17 protein-coding genes and 1 tRNA gene are annotated in these 16319 nt (G+C 73.0%); 13 read left to right on the forward strand and 5 right to left on the reverse strand.

Features of this window, described 5'->3' with window-relative positions; all coding sequences use genetic code 11:
- Nucleotides 1–9 precede the first annotated feature (9 nt).
- On the forward strand, nt 10–1419 hold the full coding sequence (locus DCW30_RS06125) for an amidase (protein WP_076686029.1): 1410 nt from the start codon (nt 10–12) through the stop codon (nt 1417–1419).
- On the opposite strand, the gene DCW30_RS06130 is transcribed toward DCW30_RS06125, so the two are convergent.
- On the reverse strand, nt 1416–1916 hold the full coding sequence (locus DCW30_RS06130; protein ID WP_205576611.1) for a DUF3830 family protein: 501 nt from the start codon (nt 1914–1916) through the stop codon (nt 1416–1418). The two genes, DCW30_RS06125 and DCW30_RS06130, sit on opposite strands and share 4 nt — an antisense overlap.
- Nucleotides 1917–2014: 98 nt before the next feature.
- Here DCW30_RS06130 and ehuB point away from each other — a divergent pair, with 98 nt between their 5' ends.
- The 12 genes from ehuB (at nt 2015) to DCW30_RS06190 (ending at nt 13083) form a co-directional block, all read left to right on the forward strand.
- Nucleotides 2015–2947 carry an ectoine/hydroxyectoine ABC transporter substrate-binding protein EhuB gene (gene ehuB / locus DCW30_RS06135; RefSeq protein ID WP_076686026.1) on the forward strand — a complete coding sequence of 311 codons (933 nt, stop codon included), beginning with the start codon at nt 2015–2017 and terminating at the stop codon, nt 2945–2947.
- The gene (gene ehuC, locus DCW30_RS06140; RefSeq protein ID WP_076689285.1) at nt 2944–3678 is read left to right on the forward strand and encodes an ectoine/hydroxyectoine ABC transporter permease subunit EhuC; all 735 of its coding nucleotides are present in this window, start codon (nt 2944–2946) and stop codon (nt 3676–3678) included. Before ehuB ends, ehuC begins: the two co-directional genes overlap by 4 nt.
- Nucleotides 3675–4322, forward strand: a complete 648-nt coding sequence (gene ehuD / locus DCW30_RS06145) for an ectoine/hydroxyectoine ABC transporter permease subunit EhuD (protein WP_062779094.1) — start codon at nt 3675–3677, stop codon at nt 4320–4322. Before ehuC ends, ehuD begins: the two co-directional genes overlap by 4 nt.
- Entirely contained in the window at nt 4312–5127 is an 816-nt protein-coding gene (gene ehuA, locus DCW30_RS06150; protein WP_062779097.1) for an ectoine/hydroxyectoine ABC transporter ATP-binding protein EhuA, read from the forward strand. Before ehuD ends, ehuA begins: the two co-directional genes overlap by 11 nt.
- Before the next feature lie 198 nt (nt 5128–5325).
- Nucleotides 5326–6093: an IclR family transcriptional regulator gene (locus DCW30_RS06155; RefSeq protein WP_076686024.1), complete on the forward strand. Its 768-nt coding sequence runs from the start codon at nt 5326–5328 to the stop codon at nt 6091–6093.
- A gap of 59 nt (nt 6094–6152) precedes the next feature.
- Nucleotides 6153–6226 (forward strand) — tRNA-Lys (locus DCW30_RS06160).
- A gap of 151 nt (nt 6227–6377) precedes the next feature.
- Nucleotides 6378–7052 (forward strand): DedA family protein, encoded by a 675-nt coding sequence (locus tag DCW30_RS06165; RefSeq protein WP_062779104.1) that lies wholly within the window; start codon nt 6378–6380, stop codon nt 7050–7052.
- A 21-nt stretch (nt 7053–7073) separates the two neighbouring features.
- Nucleotides 7074–8216: a sensor histidine kinase gene (locus tag DCW30_RS06170; protein WP_232626689.1), complete on the forward strand. Its 1143-nt coding sequence runs from the start codon at nt 7074–7076 to the stop codon at nt 8214–8216.
- Entirely contained in the window at nt 8207–8851 is a 645-nt protein-coding gene (locus tag DCW30_RS06175; RefSeq protein WP_076686022.1) for a response regulator transcription factor, read from the forward strand. Before DCW30_RS06170 ends, DCW30_RS06175 begins: the two co-directional genes overlap by 10 nt.
- Before the next feature lie 86 nt (nt 8852–8937).
- Entirely contained in the window at nt 8938–10215 is a 1278-nt protein-coding gene (locus tag DCW30_RS06180) for a sensor histidine kinase (protein WP_076686021.1), read from the forward strand.
- The gene (locus tag DCW30_RS06185) at nt 10109–10792 is read left to right on the forward strand and encodes a response regulator (RefSeq protein WP_062779115.1); all 684 of its coding nucleotides are present in this window, start codon (nt 10109–10111) and stop codon (nt 10790–10792) included. Before DCW30_RS06180 ends, DCW30_RS06185 begins: the two co-directional genes overlap by 107 nt.
- A gap of 170 nt (nt 10793–10962) precedes the next feature.
- On the forward strand, nt 10963–13083 hold the full coding sequence (locus tag DCW30_RS06190; RefSeq protein WP_076686019.1) for an MMPL family transporter: 2121 nt from the start codon (nt 10963–10965) through the stop codon (nt 13081–13083).
- On the opposite strand, the gene DCW30_RS06195 is transcribed toward DCW30_RS06190, so the two are convergent.
- From DCW30_RS06195 to DCW30_RS06210, 4 genes are all read right to left on the reverse strand, one after another.
- Nucleotides 13058–13384 (reverse strand): hypothetical protein, encoded by a 327-nt coding sequence (locus tag DCW30_RS06195; RefSeq protein WP_076686018.1) that lies wholly within the window; start codon nt 13382–13384, stop codon nt 13058–13060. The genes DCW30_RS06190 and DCW30_RS06195 overlap by 26 nt on opposite strands.
- Nucleotides 13385–13475: 91 nt before the next feature.
- On the reverse strand, nt 13476–14132 hold the full coding sequence (locus tag DCW30_RS06200; RefSeq protein ID WP_076686016.1) for a LuxR C-terminal-related transcriptional regulator: 657 nt from the start codon (nt 14130–14132) through the stop codon (nt 13476–13478).
- On the reverse strand, nt 14114–15400 hold the full coding sequence (locus tag DCW30_RS06205; protein ID WP_079250120.1) for a sensor histidine kinase: 1287 nt from the start codon (nt 15398–15400) through the stop codon (nt 14114–14116). The genes DCW30_RS06200 and DCW30_RS06205 overlap by 19 nt, the downstream gene beginning before the upstream one ends.
- Nucleotides 15401–15528: 128 nt before the next feature.
- Nucleotides 15529–16131 carry a lytic polysaccharide monooxygenase auxiliary activity family 9 protein gene (locus tag DCW30_RS06210; RefSeq protein ID WP_062779128.1) on the reverse strand — a complete coding sequence of 201 codons (603 nt, stop codon included), beginning with the start codon at nt 16129–16131 and terminating at the stop codon, nt 15529–15531.
- Nucleotides 16132–16319 lie beyond the last annotated feature (188 nt).

Genomic DNA, 16319 nt, shown 5'->3' on the forward strand with positions numbered 1-16319 from the left:
GGAGCGCGCATGACCCAGCTCACGGAGCTCACCGCCGTACAACTCGTCGACGGCTACCGGAAGGGTGAATTCAGCCCGGTCGACGCGGTCCGTGCCGCGCTGCGGCGGGCCGAGGAGACACAGCCGTCCCTGAACGCCTTCGTGCGGATCGAGGCGGAGCAGGCCCTCGCGCAGGCGGAGCTGAGCGCGTCGCGGTGGCGGCGCGGGGAGCCGCTGGGCCTGGTGGACGGCGTGCCGGTGTCGGTGAAGGACCTCCTGCTGATGCGCGGCGGGCCGACCCTGCGCGGCTCGAAGACCATCGGCGCGGACCGGTCCTGGGACGAGGACGCCCCCTCGGTGGCGCGGCTGCGGGAGCACGGCGCGGTGTTCGTGGGCCGCACGACGACCCCCGAGTTCGGCTGGAAGGGCGTCACGGACAGCCCGTTGAGCGGCGTCACCCGCAATCCGTACGACACCTCCCGCACCTCCGGCGGCTCCAGCGGGGGCAGCGCGGTGGCGGTGGCGGCCGGCGCGGGCCCGCTGTCGCTCGGCACGGACGGCGGCGGCTCGGTGCGCATCCCGGCGGCGTTCTGCGGCATCTTCGCGCTCAAGCCGACCTACGGCCGGGTGCCGCTGTACCCGGCGAGCCCGTTCGGCACGCTGGCCCACGTGGGGCCGATGACCAGGGACGCGGCGGACGCGGCGCTGATGATGGACGTCATCGCGGCGCCCGACGCCCGCGACTGGTCGCAGCTCGGCCCGGCGCACGAGAGCTTCCGCGCGGGCCTGGACGCGGGCGTGCGCGGGCTGCGCGTCGCCTACTCCCCCTCGCTCGGCGGTCAGGTCGCCGTGCGGCCCGCGGTGGCGGCGGCCGTACGCCGCGCGGTGGAGTCGCTCGCGGCGCAGGGGGCGTACGTGGAGGAGGCGGACCCCGACTTCCCTGAGCCGGTGGCCGCCTTCGAGACCCTGTGGTTCAGCGGCGCGGCCCGGGTCGTGCAGCACATGCCCCCGGCGCGGCGCGAGCTGCTCGACCCGGGGCTGCGGGAGGTCTGCGGGCAGGGGGCGCGGTACAGCGCCCTCGACTACCTCGCGGCGGTCGACGTCCGCATGGACCTCGGGCGGCGCATGGGCCTGTTCCACGCGACGTACGACCTGCTGGTCACGCCGACGCTGCCGATCACCGCCTTCGCCGCGGGCATGGAGGCGCCGCGCGGGGCGGGGTACCGGCGCTGGACGGGGTGGACCCCGTTCACGTACCCCTTCAACCTCACGCAGCAGCCCGCGGCGACCGTGCCCTGCGGGACCGACGCGGACGGCCTGCCCGTGGGGGTCCAGATCGTGGCCGCGCGGCACGCCGACGCGCTGGTGCTGCGTGCCGCGCAGGCCTTGTACTCGGCGGGGGCCGGGGGGATCGCGCCGCCGGCCCCGAGCCCCCGCTAGAGACGCCGGAAGGTCAGCGTCTCCCCCTGCGCACCCGCCCGCCACAGGTCGTTGCAGGCCTCCGCCATGCGGTCGAGGCCCTCGACGATCCGGCCCCAGACGATGCCGGGGACCCAGCCGACGTCGCCGTTCAGGAGCAGGTTGTTCCGTTCGTAGAAGAGGGCGAGGTCGACGACGGTGGCGCCGGCCCGGACGTCGGCCTCCGGTTCGTATCCGTACGCCTGCGTCCCCAATTCCGTACCCGAAAAGGAGAAATAACAGAGATCTCCCGGAATGGGGGTGACTGTGGGGTTTTCCAGGGGCGGTTCGCGGTCCGCGAATGCCGGGAAAAGGGCGTAGATCTCGTTGCGCGCGTATTTCGCGTGATAGACGTCCGAACCGAGCGGAAGCGCTTCCCACACCGCCGCGCAGGTCACCGGAGCCCGGTCGTCGAGCAGCTTCGCCGTGCAGTGAACTCCCCGCTTCGCGAGGGAGACTTCGATGAATCGCTCTGCCATGTGTCCCATGCTCCTCTCTGGAGTCAAGACCACAACGATTGCATCATGGGCCGAAATTGAGCGGCATATTCCGCGTCGGGTCGGGTAGCCGCGCGCCCATGGCTCCACCACTTGGGAACAACGAGGGATCGATAGGCAGAGCGGTCCGCCGCCGCGCCCTGCTCAGCGGAGCGGGAGGGGCGGCGCTCGCCGCGTTCGGCGTCTCGGCGTGCAGCCGGGTGCCAGAGGAAGGGAAGGTTGAGGGGGGCGATCTGCTGGACCGGCTGCGCGACGGCGGCACGGTCAGGATCGGGGTCGCGGGCGAGGTCCCGTTCGGCTACATCGACGAGAACGGCGAGGTCACCGGTGAGGCGCCGGAGATCGCCAAGGTCATCTTCCCGCGCCTCGGCGTGCCCAAGGTCAAGGCGGTGCCCACCAAGTTCGGCGCCCTGATCCCCGGCCTCACACAGGCACGGCAGTTCGACGTGGTCTCGGCGGGCATGTACATCAACCCGACGCGCTGCGAGCAGGTCCTCTTCTCCGACCCCGACTACCTGATGCTCGACTCCTTCATCGTCGAGAAGGGGAACCCGCACGGCATCAAGACGTACGAGGACATCGCGGAGAAGGGCCTGAAACTGGCGAGCGGCACCGCCTACGCGGAGATCGACTACGCCAAGGCCGCCGGCGTGAAGGACGTGCTGGTCCTGCCCGACCAGGTGGCCGGGCTCGACGCCGTGGCGCAGGGCCGGGTGGACGCCTTCGCCGGCACCAACGTCACCGTGCGCACCGTGGTCAAGGGCAGCGCGCGCGCCGAGGCGACGGAGCCCTTCCAGCCGGAGGTCGACGGCAAGCCCGCCTACGGCGCGGGCGGCTTCGCCTTCCGGCTCTCCGAGAAGAACCTGCGCGACGCCTTCAACAAGGAGCTGCACAAGCTCAAGGAGAGCGGTGAGCTCCTGCGCATCGTCAAGCCGTTCGGCTTCACCGAGGACGAGATGACGGATCTGACCCTCGAGAAGCTGTGTCCGCCTGCGAAGGGCGCCTCCTCATGATGTCGTCGGAGTTCTTCCAGAACTGGTTCCTTCCCGGGATCTGGGTCACCATTCAGGTGACCTTCTTCAGTGCGGCCCTCGCCTTCGTGATCGCCTTCCCGATCGGCGTGCTGCGCACGTCCCGCGTCTGGATCGTGCGGTTCCTCGCCGGGGCCTACTTCGAGATCTTCCGCAGCACGTCGTCGCTGGTCTTCATGTTCTGGATCGCGTTCACCGTGCCGCCGGTCTTCCACATCAGTTTCCAGCCGATGTTCGCGGGCGTGCTGGCCCTCGGCATCACCTACGGGGCGTACGCGTCGGAGATCGTCCGCGGCGCGCTCGCCGCGGTGCCGGCGGCGCAGCGCGAGGCGGGCATCGCCCTGAACTTCACCCCGGCGCAGCGGCTGCGCCGCATCGAGCTGCCGCAGGCCTGGCCGGAGATGCTTCCGCCGTTCAACAACCTGCTGATCGAGCTGCTCAAGGGCACGTCCCTGGTGTCGCTCATCGCGGTGGCCGACATGACCTTCGCGGGTGACCTGCTGCGGCTCGTCACGAACGAGAGCGCGCCGATCTACACCCTGCTGCTCGGCCTGTACTTCGTGCTCGCGTTCCTCCTCACGCGCGGCATGCGGCTCCTGGAGCGGCACGCCAAGAAGCGCGTCGGGCAGACGCCGGAGAAGACGAGCCTGTTCGGCGGGATGCGCTCCCGGTCGTCGATCGACGCCGTGACCGGCACGGGGGGTGCCAAGTGAACTGGAACTGGTCGCATGTCGACGACTTCATGCCGCTCTTCTGGGACGGCGTGGAGCTCACGCTCAAGGCGCTGCTGTTCGGCACCCTGATCGCCTTCTCGCTGGGTCTGGTCTGGGCGATCGCCCAGCGCTCGGAGAAGAAGTGGATCCGGTGGCCGGTCACGGTGGTGACCGAGTTCATCAGGAACACCCCGCTGCTGGTGCAGCTGTTCTTCCTGTTCTACGTGGTGCCGGAGTGGGGCCCGTCGATGTCCCCGCTCACCACGGGCGTCGTCGGCCTCGGGCTGCACTACTCGACGTACACCTCGGAGGTGTACCGGGCGGGCATCGAGGGCGTGCCGGCCGGCCAGTGGGAGGCGGCGACCGCGCTCAGCCTCTCCAAGCGCCGGACCTGGACGTCGGTGATCCTGCCGCAGGCCGTGCGCCGGGTGATCCCCGCGCTCGGCAACTACGTGATCGTCATGCTGAAGGAGTCACCGCAGATGGCCGCCATCGGCGCGCTCGACATGCTGGGCCAGGCCCAGGGCTACAGCCAGGCGACCTTCACCTACGAGGCGATCAGCGTCGTCGGCGTCGCCTTCATCGTCATCGCCTACCCGGCCTCTCTTCTTCTGCGAGCTTTGGAGCGTCGTCTTGTCCGCTGACAACAGCACTTCCCAGGAAATCCCCAACCCGGCCGTCGACGGCAGCGAGCTGATCCGCTTCGACAAGGTCGTCAAGCGGTACGGCTCCAACACCGTCCTCGACCAGCTCGACTTCTCCGTCGCCTCCGGCAAGCACGTGACGCTGATCGGCCCGTCCGGTTCCGGCAAGACCACGATCCTGCGCCTGCTCATGACGCTGGTGAGGCCGGACGAGGGCACGATCAGGGTGGGCGGCCAGTACCTGACCCACGAGGAGAAGAACGGCAGACTCGTCCCCGCGGGCGAGAAGCACGTGCGCGAGGTCCGCAAGAACATCGGGATGGTCTTCCAGCAGTTCAACCTCTTCCCGAACATGAAGGTCCTGCGCAACCTCATGGAGGCGCCGGTCACCGTCCTCGGGCTCTCCAAGGACGAGGCCGAGCAGCGCGCCCGCGAGCTGCTCGACCTGGTCGGCCTCGGCGACCGCTGCGACGCCTACCCGACGCAGCTCTCCGGCGGCCAGCAGCAGCGGGTGGCCATCGCGCGCGCCCTGGCGATGCGCCCGCAGGTGCTGCTCCTGGACGAGGTGACGTCCGCGCTCGACCCCGAGCTGGTGGCGGGCGTCCTGGACGTGCTCCGCGACATCGCGCACACCACGGACATCACGATGCTCTGCGTGACCCACGAGATGAACTTCGCACGGGACATCTCGGACCAAGTGCTGATGTTCGACTCCGGCCACGTGATCGAGTCCGGAACGCCGGAGAAGATCTTCACCGAGCCCGAGCACGAGCGCACCCGCGAGTTCCTCGGCGCGGTGCTGTGACCGGCACACGCCCCTGAGAGGCATCGGCCGCCGCCCCGGGACCGGGGCATGACCGCGGCACATGCCGGCGTGGCGCGTTCCTGCTGACGGAGCCGGAGCGCGCCACGAATCTCGGCAACGGGCGCTCCCCCCGGCGGCCTTGCCGACTATCGTGGGAGCAGCTCGACTGTCCGGATCCGTTCCACGCTGGGGGAAGCCGTGGCGTTGAAGCACCAGGCGACCGCGCCGTACGACTCCGTCCAGAGCGCCCTGCGCGTGCTCGACATAGTCGCCCGGCACGACACCGGCGTGACCACCGTGGAACTCGCCCGCGAGACCCGTCTTCCCGCCACCCGCCTCGCGCCCCTGCTTCGCATGCTGCGCCGGGAGGGGTATGTCGAGCAGCTCACCGACAGCCCGGTCGGCGCCTATGTGACCGGGGAGACCCTCAACCGCCTGGCCGCGGCCGGCCACCACGAGCAGGCGCTGCGCGCGAAGCTCCAGAGCGTCCTGGACGGCCTGCGCGACTCCATCGGCGCCGCCGTCTACCTCAGCCGCTACGTGGACGGCGAGGTCGAGGTCACCGACTTCGCGGCGGGCCCACGCACCCCCGCGGTCAACGAATGGGTGGACTTCCGCTCCTCCGCCCACGCCAGCGCCATCGGCAAGAGCCTGCTCACCCAGCTCGACGTGGACGGCCGCCGCGACCACCTCGCCCGCCACCGGATGGCCCGCCTCACCTCCCGGACGATCACGAACGAACGGGCCCTGCTCAACCGCCTGGCCGCCCAGCCCGCCACGGTCCCCGTCCTCGACCTCCAGGAGTACGCGGTCGGCACCGTCTGCGCCGCCGTCCCGATCACGGCGGGCTCCACGGCCGGCTGCCTCGCCCTGTCCCTGCCGGTCGAGCAGGCCCACCGGCTGCGCGACGCCGCGGACACCCTGAACCGCGGGGCGGCGCCGCTGCTGCTCTCGCTCGCGCTCTAGCCGCGCGGGCGGGTGTCCGGAGCACCCCCTCGGACCAGGTACTATTGATGAGTCAGCAGGCGCCGCTAGCTCAGTTGGTTAGAGCAGCTGACTCTTAATCAGCGGGTCCGGGGTTCGAGTCCCTGGCGGCGCACTTGCGAATGCCGAAAGGGCGTTCCCGGTCTTCCGGGGACGCCCTTTCGCGTAGGCGCGCCCTTCCGGCCGCGGAGGGTGCGGTTTTCCGCACCCTCACTCAACGGCAACCCCCATACCGCTGATGACCTGCGGTTTCTAGCGTGGAATCCATGGACCTCACGACTCTCGCCCTCCCCCAGGAACCCGCCGGCGGCATCGCGGGCTGGGCCTCCGACCTGGTGGACGTCATGGGCGGCCCCGGCGCCGGGCTCGCCATCGCCCTGGAGAACCTCTTCCCGCCGCTGCCCAGCGAGGTGATCCTGCCGCTGACCGGCTTCGCCGCGGGGCAGGGGGTGATCAGCCTGTTCTCCGCCCTCTTCTGGACGACGCTCGGCTCGGTCGTCGGCGCGGCGGCCCTGTACGGGATCGGCGTGCTGTTCGGGCGCGAGCGCATGCACGCCCTGTGGGGGAAGCTGCCGCTGGTCAAGCGGGAGGACCTGGAGCGCACCGAGGCGTGGTTCGCGCGGCACGGCACCAAGGCCGTCTTCCTCGGCCGGATGGTGCCGATCTTCCGCAGCCTGATCTCCGTGCCCGCCGGGGTGGAGCGCATGCGGCTGCCGGTCTTCCTCGCCCTGACCACCGCGGGCAGCCTGATCTGGAACTCGGTGCTCGTCATGGCCGGGTACTGGCTGGGCGACCAGTGGGACGTGGTCGAGACCTATGTCGGGCTGCTCTCCAAGGCCGTGCTCGTCCTGGTCGTCCTCGCCCTCGCCGCCTACATCGCCGTACGCGTGCGCTCGCGGAAGCGGGCGGGCGACGCTCCCCGGCACCGCCGCGCCGGGTAGGTGCCGCTAGTGTCGGACGACGTGAGGGAACCCGTGGCCGCCCCGTTCTTGCTCAGGGTCCTCGGTGTGCTCATCGGCTGCCTCACGGCCCTGCTCGGACTGGTCTACTTCGCCGTCGCCGGGACCGCCGCCGGCCCCTTCCTGCTCTGGCCGCGCACCCGCCCCCGCGCCCACGCGCTCCTCGCGTCGGGCGCCCGCAGGCTCACCGCCCTGGAGCGCGGGCGCCGCTCCGTGTTCTTCCACGACACGTTCCCCGTGCACCGCGCCTCCGACCAGCAGATCCTGCGCTACCTCGCCGTCCGCACGTACTCCGGGCTGCTCTGCGGTGTCGTCGTCGCCATGGTCGACTTCGGCGCGATCCTCGCGGGGATCTTCGCGGTGTCGGTCGTCCGCACCTCGATGAGCTGGGTGGACCTGCTCAGCCAGTTCGTCCTCGGCGGCACCCTGCTCTTCCTCGCCGTCCAGGGGCTGCGCGCCCTCACCGACCAGGACGCCCGCCTCGCCCGCGACTGCTTCGGCCCCTCCGAGCGCGAGCTGCTCCAGCGGCGTATCGACGAGCTGGCCACCAGCAGGGCCGCCGTGGTCCGGGCGGTCGACGTGGAGCGGCGCCGGGTCGAGCGCGATCTGCACGACGGCGTCCAGCAGCGGCTCGTCGCCCTCGCCATGCTGCTCGGCAGGGCCCGCCGCGGGCGCACCCCCGAGCGGGCCGACGCGCTCCTGGCGCAGGCCCACAAGGAGGCCCAGGAAGTCCTGACCGAGCTGCGCGAGGTGGCCTGGCGGGTCTACCCCACGGCCCTGGACAGCCTCGGTCTGCACGAGGCGCTCGGCGGGGTGTCGGAGCGGTGCGCGCTCCCGGTCCGCATGGAGTACGACGTGCCGGGCCCGCTGCCGTCCGCCGTCGAGACCGCCGCGTACTTCGTCGTGTCGGAGGCGGTGACCAACGCCGCCAAGCACTCGTCGGCCGAGGAGGTCTCCGTCCGCGTGCGGCAGCGGGGCGCCGTCCTGACCGTCCGCGTCCGCGACACCGGCCGCGGGGGCGCCGACGCCGGGGGCAGTGGTCTGACCGGGCTGCGCAGCCGGGTCGCCGCGCTCGACGGCGCCCTGGACGTCGACAGCCCCCTCGGGGGACCCACCACCATCACCGCGGAGCTGCCGTGCGCGTAATCCTGGCCGAGGACTCGACCCTGCTGCGGGAGGGCCTGGTGCGGCTGCTCGCCGAGGAGGGCCACGAGGTCCTCGCCGCCGTGGGCGACGCGGACGCCCTGCTGCACGCGGTGGAGCGGGACGTCCCCGACGTCGTCGTCACCGACATCCGCATGCCGCCCGACCACACCGACGGCGGGCTGCGCGCCGCCGTCCGCATCCGCGAGGAGCGGCCCGAGGTGGGCGTGCTCGTCCTCTCCCAGTACGTCGAGCGCAACTACGCGGCCCAACTGCTCACCTCCAGCGCCGAGCGGGTCGGCTACCTCCTCAAGGACCGGGTCGCGCAGGTCGAGGAGTTCCTGGACGCGCTCGAACGGGTCCACGCGGGCGGCGCCGCCATCGACCCCGAGGTCGTACGGCAGTTGCTCATCCGCACCACGCACAGCGACCCGCTGACCCGGCTGACCCCGCGCGAACGCACCGTCCTCGAAGCGCTCGCCGAGGGGCACACCAACGCGGCCATCGCGGAGAAGCTGCACATCTCGCTGAGCGCGGTCGAGAAGAACCTCAACGCGATCTTCGACAAGCTGGGCCTCTCCCGCACGACCGGCTACAGCCGCCGGGTCCTCGCGGTGCTGCGGTACCTGGAGTCGTAGGCCCCGCATATCCCTCGCACCGGTGAGGACGCCGCCGTGCGGGCGCGGTGATACTGGCACGGCTTCCCGCTCCGAGGAGCCGCCGTATGCCCGCGCTCTCCCGTTGGCCCGCCGCCCGGCTTCGCGCCGCCCACCCCTACGTGGTCGACTCGGCGCTCGCGGCCGCCGTGCTGTTCGCCGTGTCCCTGCAGTTCCTCTTCCCCGAGGAGGGCGGGGACGCCCTGTCCGCGCAGGGCTTCCTGCTCGGCGCGGGGACGGCCGTGCCGCTGGTGTGGCGGCGCCGCGCGCCCTTCCTCGTCGCGTGCGTCAGCACCTTCTTCACGCCCGCCATGGCCCTCCACCACCGGCCCCCGCCCGACGTCACCTACGGCGGGCTCGTCGTGCTGTACACCATGGCCGCGCTCGGCCGGCCCTGGCAGCGGCGCCTGATGCTCACGGGGTGGCTGATCGGCACGACGGTCACCATGGCGTTCCACGAGCGCGCGGAACCCTATGAGTACCCCTTCCACCTGCTGATCCTCGTCAGCGCGTACGTCCTGGGGTCCCTCGGCCGCGTCCAGCGCGCGTACACCGCCGCCGTGGAGGACCGGGCCCGGCGTCTGGAGCGGGAGCGGGCGAGCGAGACCGCGCGGGCCGTGGCCCTCGAACGCGCCACCATCGCCCGGGACATGCACGACATCCTCGCCCACGCGGTGAGCCTCATGGTGGTGCAGGCGGAGGCCGGGCCCGTGGTGGTGCGCAGCGATCCGCCGCGCGCCGAGGCCGCCTTCGACGCGATCGCCGCCGCGGGCCGCGACGCCATGGTGCAGCTGCGCCGCATCCTGGGCGTGCTCAAGGAGGAGCGGGCCCCGGGCGACCGCGGCCCGCAGCCCACGCTCGACGCGCTGCCCGAGCTGGTGGCCCGGGTCGGGCGCGCCGGCCCCGAGGTCCGCCTGACGACGCACGGGCCGCCGCGCCCCCTGTCGCCGGACGCCGAGGTCGCGGCGTACCGCATCGTGCAGGAGGCGCTGACGAACGCGGTGAAGCACGCGCGGGCGAGCCGGGTGCGCGTGGAACTGGCGTGGCACGACGCGGAGTTGCGGCTCACCGTCACCGACGACGGCCGCGGCGGCGACCCGTCGGGCGACGGCCGGGGCGGGCACGGGCTCATCGGCGTGCACGAGCGGGCGGGCGCCTGCGGCGGGCGTGCGGAGACCGGACCCGGCCCCGACGGCGGATTCCGTGTCGCGGCGCGGCTGCCCACGGCATCCTGGGGGGATGAGTATCCGGGTGGTGGTCGCCGACGACCAGGAACTGGTGCGCAGCGGCTTCTCGATGATCCTGGCGGCCCAGCCGGACATCGAGGTGATCGCGGAGGCCGGTGACGGTGCGGAGGCGGTCGCCGCGGTGCGCCTGCACGCCCCCGACGTGCTCCTGCTCGACATCCGCATGCCCGGGATGGACGGCATCGAGGCGGCCCGCCGGGTCTGCGGCTCCTCCGGCTGCCGGGTGATCATGCTGACGACCTTCGACCTCGACGAGTACGTGTACGAGGCGCTGTACGCGGGGGCCAGCGGCTTCCTGCTCAAGGACGTCCGCAGGGACGACCTGGTGCACGCCGTGCGGGTCGTCGCCGCCGGTGACTCGCTGCTCGCGCCCGCGGTGACGCGGCGCCTGGTCGCGGACATCGTGGGCCGCCGCCGCACCGCGCGGGCCACGGACGGCGCGCCGCCCGCCGAACGGCTCGCCGCGCTCACGGCCCGCGAGGAGGAGACGCTGCGGCTGCTGGCCCGCGGCCTGACCAACGCGGAGATCGCGGCGGCCTTCGTGGTGAGCGAGCACACGGTGAAGACCCATGTCAGCAACGTCCTGTCGAAGCTGGCGCTGCGGGACCGGGTGCAGGCGGTGATCTGCGCGTACGAGACGGGTCTCGTGGTCGCCGGGGAGAACGGGGAGAGCTGAGCCCGCGCGGAGGCGGACCGCGGGCCGGCCCGGCTCCCTCCGGCGGGTGAGGGCGTCCCCCGGGGGAGGGAGGCCGCAGGACCGCTCCGGGCGGCGATCCGCGGCCGGCGCTCCGGCACGACTCTGGGACGCGTGCCCACACGCCTTCCCGCAGCCGTCAAGGAGCCCTCATGCTCGCCACCCTCGCCCGGACGGCGACCCGCCGCCCGCTGACCGTCATCGCCCTCTGGGTCGGCCTGCTCGTCCTCGGCCTCGGCCTCGGCGCCCGGGTCTTCGGGGACCTGACGTCGACCGTGGAGGACGTTCCGGGAAGTGAGTCCGTGGTCACGGACGACCTCCTCGACGCACTCGACCCGGCCGGCGCGTCCTTCACCGCGGTCGTCTCCGGCGGCGGCCCGGTCGACCGGCCGGGGCTGCGCGCCGAGGTGGCCGCCGCCGTCACCGGGGTGCGCGCCCTGCCCGGCGTCGCCGAGGTCCCCGACCCCTACGCCACGCGCGGCCTGGTCGCCGACGACTCCCGGGCGCTGCTGATCCCGGTGACGCTCAAGGGCGGCCTGGACGACGACGCGGAGGAGGACGCGGTCGGCGACGCGGCGGACGTCATCCGGGACCTCGACGGCGCCGACGTCGCGGTGAGCGGCGGACCGCTGCTGGGCGAGCAGCTGGGGACGCGGGCCCAGGAGGACGTGGCCAGGGCGGAGCTGATCACCCTGCCCGCGGTCCTGCTGGCGCTGCTGCTGATCTTCGGGGGGCTGCGCGCGGCGGGGCTCCCTCTGCTCGTCACGGTCAGCGGGGTCGCCGGGGCGTTCCTCATCCTGTTCGGCTTCAGCCTGCTCACGGACATCTCGGTGTACGCCGTGCAGATCGTCACCATGCTGGGGCTCGGGCTCGCCGTGGACTACGCGCTGCTCATGGTGGTCCGCTTCCGCGAGGAGCGCTCGCGCGGCGCGGCCGTGGCGGAGGCCGTCCACGCCACGGTGGCCCGCGCCGGCCGCACGGTCCTCTTCTCCGGCCTGACGGTGGCCATCAGCCTGTCGGGTCTGATCTGGTTCCCCAGCCCGTTCCTGCGCAGCATGGGCCTGGCCGCGGGGGCCGTGGTGGTCGTGGACATGCTGGCGGCGCTGACGCTGCTTCCCGCGCTGCTCGCGCGGTTCGGCGGGAAGATCGCCGCCCCCGCGCCGACCGCGCGCGCCGCACGCGGAGGCGCCTTCTTCGCGCGGCTCGCGCGGTTCTCCGTGGCCCGTCCCCTCGCCGTCCTCGCGCTCGTCGTCACCGCGCTGGCCGCCCTCGCCGTGCCCGCTCTCGGGATGCGGATCAGCATCGGTGACGCCCGGCAGCTGCCGCACGGCACCGAGGCCCGGCAGCTCTACGACACCGTGCGCGCGCACTATCCGGCCGCGGTCGACACCAGCCCCGTGGAGGTCCTGATCAGGCCGGGCGCCGAGGCCGACTGCGAGCGCCGGATACGGGCCCTGCCGGGTGTCGCGGCGACCGAGCGGCAGCGGCTCTCCGACGGCACGGTCCTCCTCGAACTCACCCCGAGGGGCCCCTCCGACGGCCCCACCGCCACCCGGCTCGTCGAGCGCGTCCGCGATCTGCGGGGCGGCGAACCCGTCCGGGTCACCGGGAACGCCGCCCGCCTCGTCGACTTCCGCGCCATGCTCGCCGAGCGCGCCCCCTGGGCCGTGCTGACCGTCGTCGTGGGCCTGTTCGCCCTCCTCTTCGCCTTCACCGGCTCGGTGCTGATCCCGCTGCGCACCCTCGCCACCACCCTGCTCAGCCTCGCCGCCGCGCTCGGCGTCGTCACCTGGGTGTTCCAGCACGGGCACGGGGCCTCGCTGCTCGGCGGCGAGGGGCTGGGATCGCTGAGTCTGACGGCGCCGCCGCTGATCATCGCCATCGCCTTCGGGCTCGCCATGGACTACGAGCTGTTCATCCTCTCCCGGATGCGGGAGAGCTGGACGGAGACCGGGGACCACCGCACCGCCGTCGTCGAGGGGCTGCGCCGCTCCGGGCGCGTGGTGAGCTGCGCGGCGCTGCTGCTCGCCCTCGTCTTCGCCGGGTTCATGACGGGCGGCTTCTCACCGATCCTGCAGATCGGGCTCGGGCTGACCCTGGCCGTCCTCATCGACGCCACCGTGGTCCGGATGCTCCTCGTGCCGGCGACGATGGCCCTGCTCGGCCGCCGCGCCTGGTGGGCGCCGGGTCCGCTACGGCGGCTGCACGAGCGGCACGGCGTGCGGGAGTCGGCGCCGGCGGAGGCGGCTATGCCAGGACGACCCCGTCCATGAGCAGCGCCGCCACGAGCCCCGCGGCCAGCAGCCAGGAGCCGAGCCTGGTCCGGCCGCGGCGGCTCAGTTCGATCACCACGCCGCAGAGGATGAGCAGCAGTCCGTAGACCCCGACGACCAGGACCGACGACCGGCTCGCCAGGCGCAGCGCGAGGACGGCCGCCGCCGCGGCCATGAGCAGCGAGGCCGCGGCGATACGGGCGCGCCGGGCGCGGGCGGCGGGGGTGGGGCCGGGCGGCGCGGCGTCCTCCGGCGCGTCCTCGTCGTCGTACGGAAGTTCGGTCTGGTCGGACGTGCTCATGGGGCAGGAGCGTAATCGCTCACGCGAACGGCCAGGGGGCGCGTGTCCGTTCGGCGCCGTTCCCTCACCCGGCGGCCCGGCGCGGGCGCTCTCACCCGCGCAGATACGCCAGGACCGCGAGCACCCTGCGGTGGGTGCCGTCCCCCTGCGGCAGGTCGAGCTTGGCGAGGATGTTGCCGATGTGCTTGCCCACGGCGGCCTCGGAGACGACGAGCCCGGCGGCTATCGCCGCGTTCGACTTGCCCTCGGCGACCAGGCCGAGCACCTCGCGCTCGCGCGGGGTGAGCTGGGCCAGCGGGTCGCGTCGGCGCCGCAGCAACTGCCGTACGACCTCCGGGTCGACGACCGTCCCGCCGTCGGCCACCCGCGTCAGTCCCTCGACGAACTGCTCGACCTGGCCGACGCGGTCCTTGAGCAGATAGCCGACGCCCGTGCCGTCCCCCGTGTCCAGGAGCTCCGCCGCGTACGTCCGCTGCACGTACTGGCTCAGCACGAGCACCGGCAGCGCCGGCCGCTCCGTCCTGAGCGCGACCGCCGCGCGCAGTCCCTCGTCCTGGAACCCGGGCGGCATCCGCACGTCGGTCACCACGATGTCCGGGTCGTACGCCGACACGGCGTCCCGCAGCGCCTCCGCGTCGCCGACCGCCGCCACCGTCTCGTGCCCGAAGCGGCCGAGCACGCCGATGAGTCCTTCCCGCAACAGCACGCTGTCCTCGGCGAGTACGACTCTCAGGCTTCGGCTCGGCACGGGATCTCCACGGACAGGACGGTCGGGCCGCCGGGCGGGCTGGTGACCGTCAGTGTGCCATCGAGTACGGCGAGGCGGTCGGCGAGTCCGGTGAGGCCCGTGCCGTGCGCGGGGTCGGCGCCGCCGCGGCCGTCGTCGCGCACGTCGATGCGGAGGACTTCGCCGGTGTGGACGGCGGTGACACGGGCGCTGTCCGCGCCGCTGTGCTTGCCGACGTTGGCCAGCGCCTCGCGGACCGCGAAGTACCCGGCGGACTCGACGGCTTCGGGCAGCCGGGGCAGCTCGGTCCCGGCCGTGTCCACGGGCACCGGGGAGCGGTCCGCCGCGTCCTCGATGGCGGTGGCGAGGCCGTAGTCGGTGAGGACCTGCGGGTGGATGCCGCGGATCAGCTCGCGCAGCTCGGTCAGGACCCGGCCCGCCTCGTCGTGGGCGGTGGCGAGCCGTTCGGCGAGCGGGGTGCCGGGTTCGGCGTCGAGCCGCGCGAGCCCTAGGCCCATGGTCAGCGCGACGAGGCGTTGCTGGGCCCCGTCGTGCAGGTCACGCTCGATGCGGCGTCGCTCCGCCTCGAAGGCGTCGACCAGCCGGGCCCGTGAGCGGGTGACCTCGGCGAGGCTGGCGGCGAGTTCCGTGTCGCGGGGGGCCAGCAGGAGCCGGGCGAACGCGGCCCGCGCCGCGGCGTACGCGCCCAGCGGGTAGGCGAGCGCCAGCAGGGCGACGAGGCCGAGCAGGGCGGTGCCGCAGGCCGCCGGGTAGGACTCCACGAGCCACAGCTTCGCGGGGCGGACGCCGTGGGCGGGGCCGCCGGCGGCCGCCAGGTGGGCGGGGGCGATGAGCAGCAGCGCGGGGAGGGCGACCGCGCAGGCCAGGACGGCGAGGTCCAGCGGCCACAGGACGAGGGCGAGCAGCACGGCGTAGGCGAGCTCTCGCCAGGTGGCCTGCTCCGTGACGCGGAGCCGGAACCAGGCGTTGATGCCGGGGGTGTCGGGGGTGCGGTGCGGGCTGGGGGCCGGGGCGGGGTCGACCATCCGGAGCCGGCGGCGCTCCAGGGCGGCGAGGGGCACCCCGCAGAAGGCGAGCGCGCCGAGCAGGGGGATGCCGACGAGCACAAGGGTGAGTGCGGCGCCGACGGCCGTGAGGGCGACCCCGACGAGCAGCACGGCGGCGCCGAGGAGGGCCCCGCCCGCCAGGTACCCGGCGCCGCGCCACGGGGCGCCGCTCACCAGATATCCGCGCGGTCGAAGCCGCCCCCAGACGTGGTCTCTTGGCATGGCCCTACGGTAGGCGGCCCTGCCGGGGGGCGTCCCGCGTCGGTACGCGCGGGCGTCGCACACGCCGCGTGCGAGGGGAAGGCACGACGTGCGCGGCGCCCGCGCGAGCTGTCCGGCGCAGGGGGCGCCTAGAAGCGGACGTCGGAGCAGGCGTAGAACGCGTTGGCCGTGTCCGCGACCGTCCAGACCGCGACGATCACGTGGTGACCGCTGCGCCCGCCGGGGATGTTGCCGCTGTGCGAGAGGGTCGCGGGCGGCTGCTGGCTGTTGTACGGGACGGTGAGGAACGGCGTGGTGTCCAGGGCCGCCCTGGTCACCGGCTTGCTCTCGTCCCAGCCCTGCTTGGTGATGAAGTACTTGAAGTCCGTGGTGCGGTGGCGCGCGGTGAACTGCCAGCGGAAGGTGTAGTTCTGCCCGCCGCTGACCTGGGTGGTCGGCCAGGCGCTGCCGTTCGGCGCCTTGGGCGAGTCGAGCTGGCTGAAGCCGCCCACGCCCGCCGAGCAGATCTTGCCGTCGGCGGGACCCGCGGCCGGGAAGCCCTTGAGTCCCTCGACGCTCTGCGGTTCCCACTGGATGTTCCCGCAGTTCTTGACCACGCCCTTGGCGCAGTTGATCTGCCGGCTGGCCGGCAGGTCCGTGTAGCCGTGGCTGCTGGCGCCGCCGGCGGAGAGCGCGAACGCGCCCACCGTGCCGAGGCCCACCAACGCCGCGTACATCTTCTTGTTACGCATGTGCCGCTCCTGACCGAACGTGGGGAGTTCCGGGGGACGTTCCGTGGGACGTGCGCGCGCTGCGGTCTAGACCAAGTTCAGATTATGGCCGGTAGTTGAACATGTCCATACCAATGACAGGTCTGATCCGTCCCACGGAAACGCCCCGTCCGCATCAGCGCGGACGGGGCGGCCGGGGCGGCGTCGCC

This window comes from Streptomyces alfalfae (assembly GCF_004127445.1).
In the GTDB taxonomy this organism is placed as follows: domain Bacteria; phylum Actinomycetota; class Actinomycetes; order Streptomycetales; family Streptomycetaceae; genus Streptomyces; species Streptomyces alfalfae.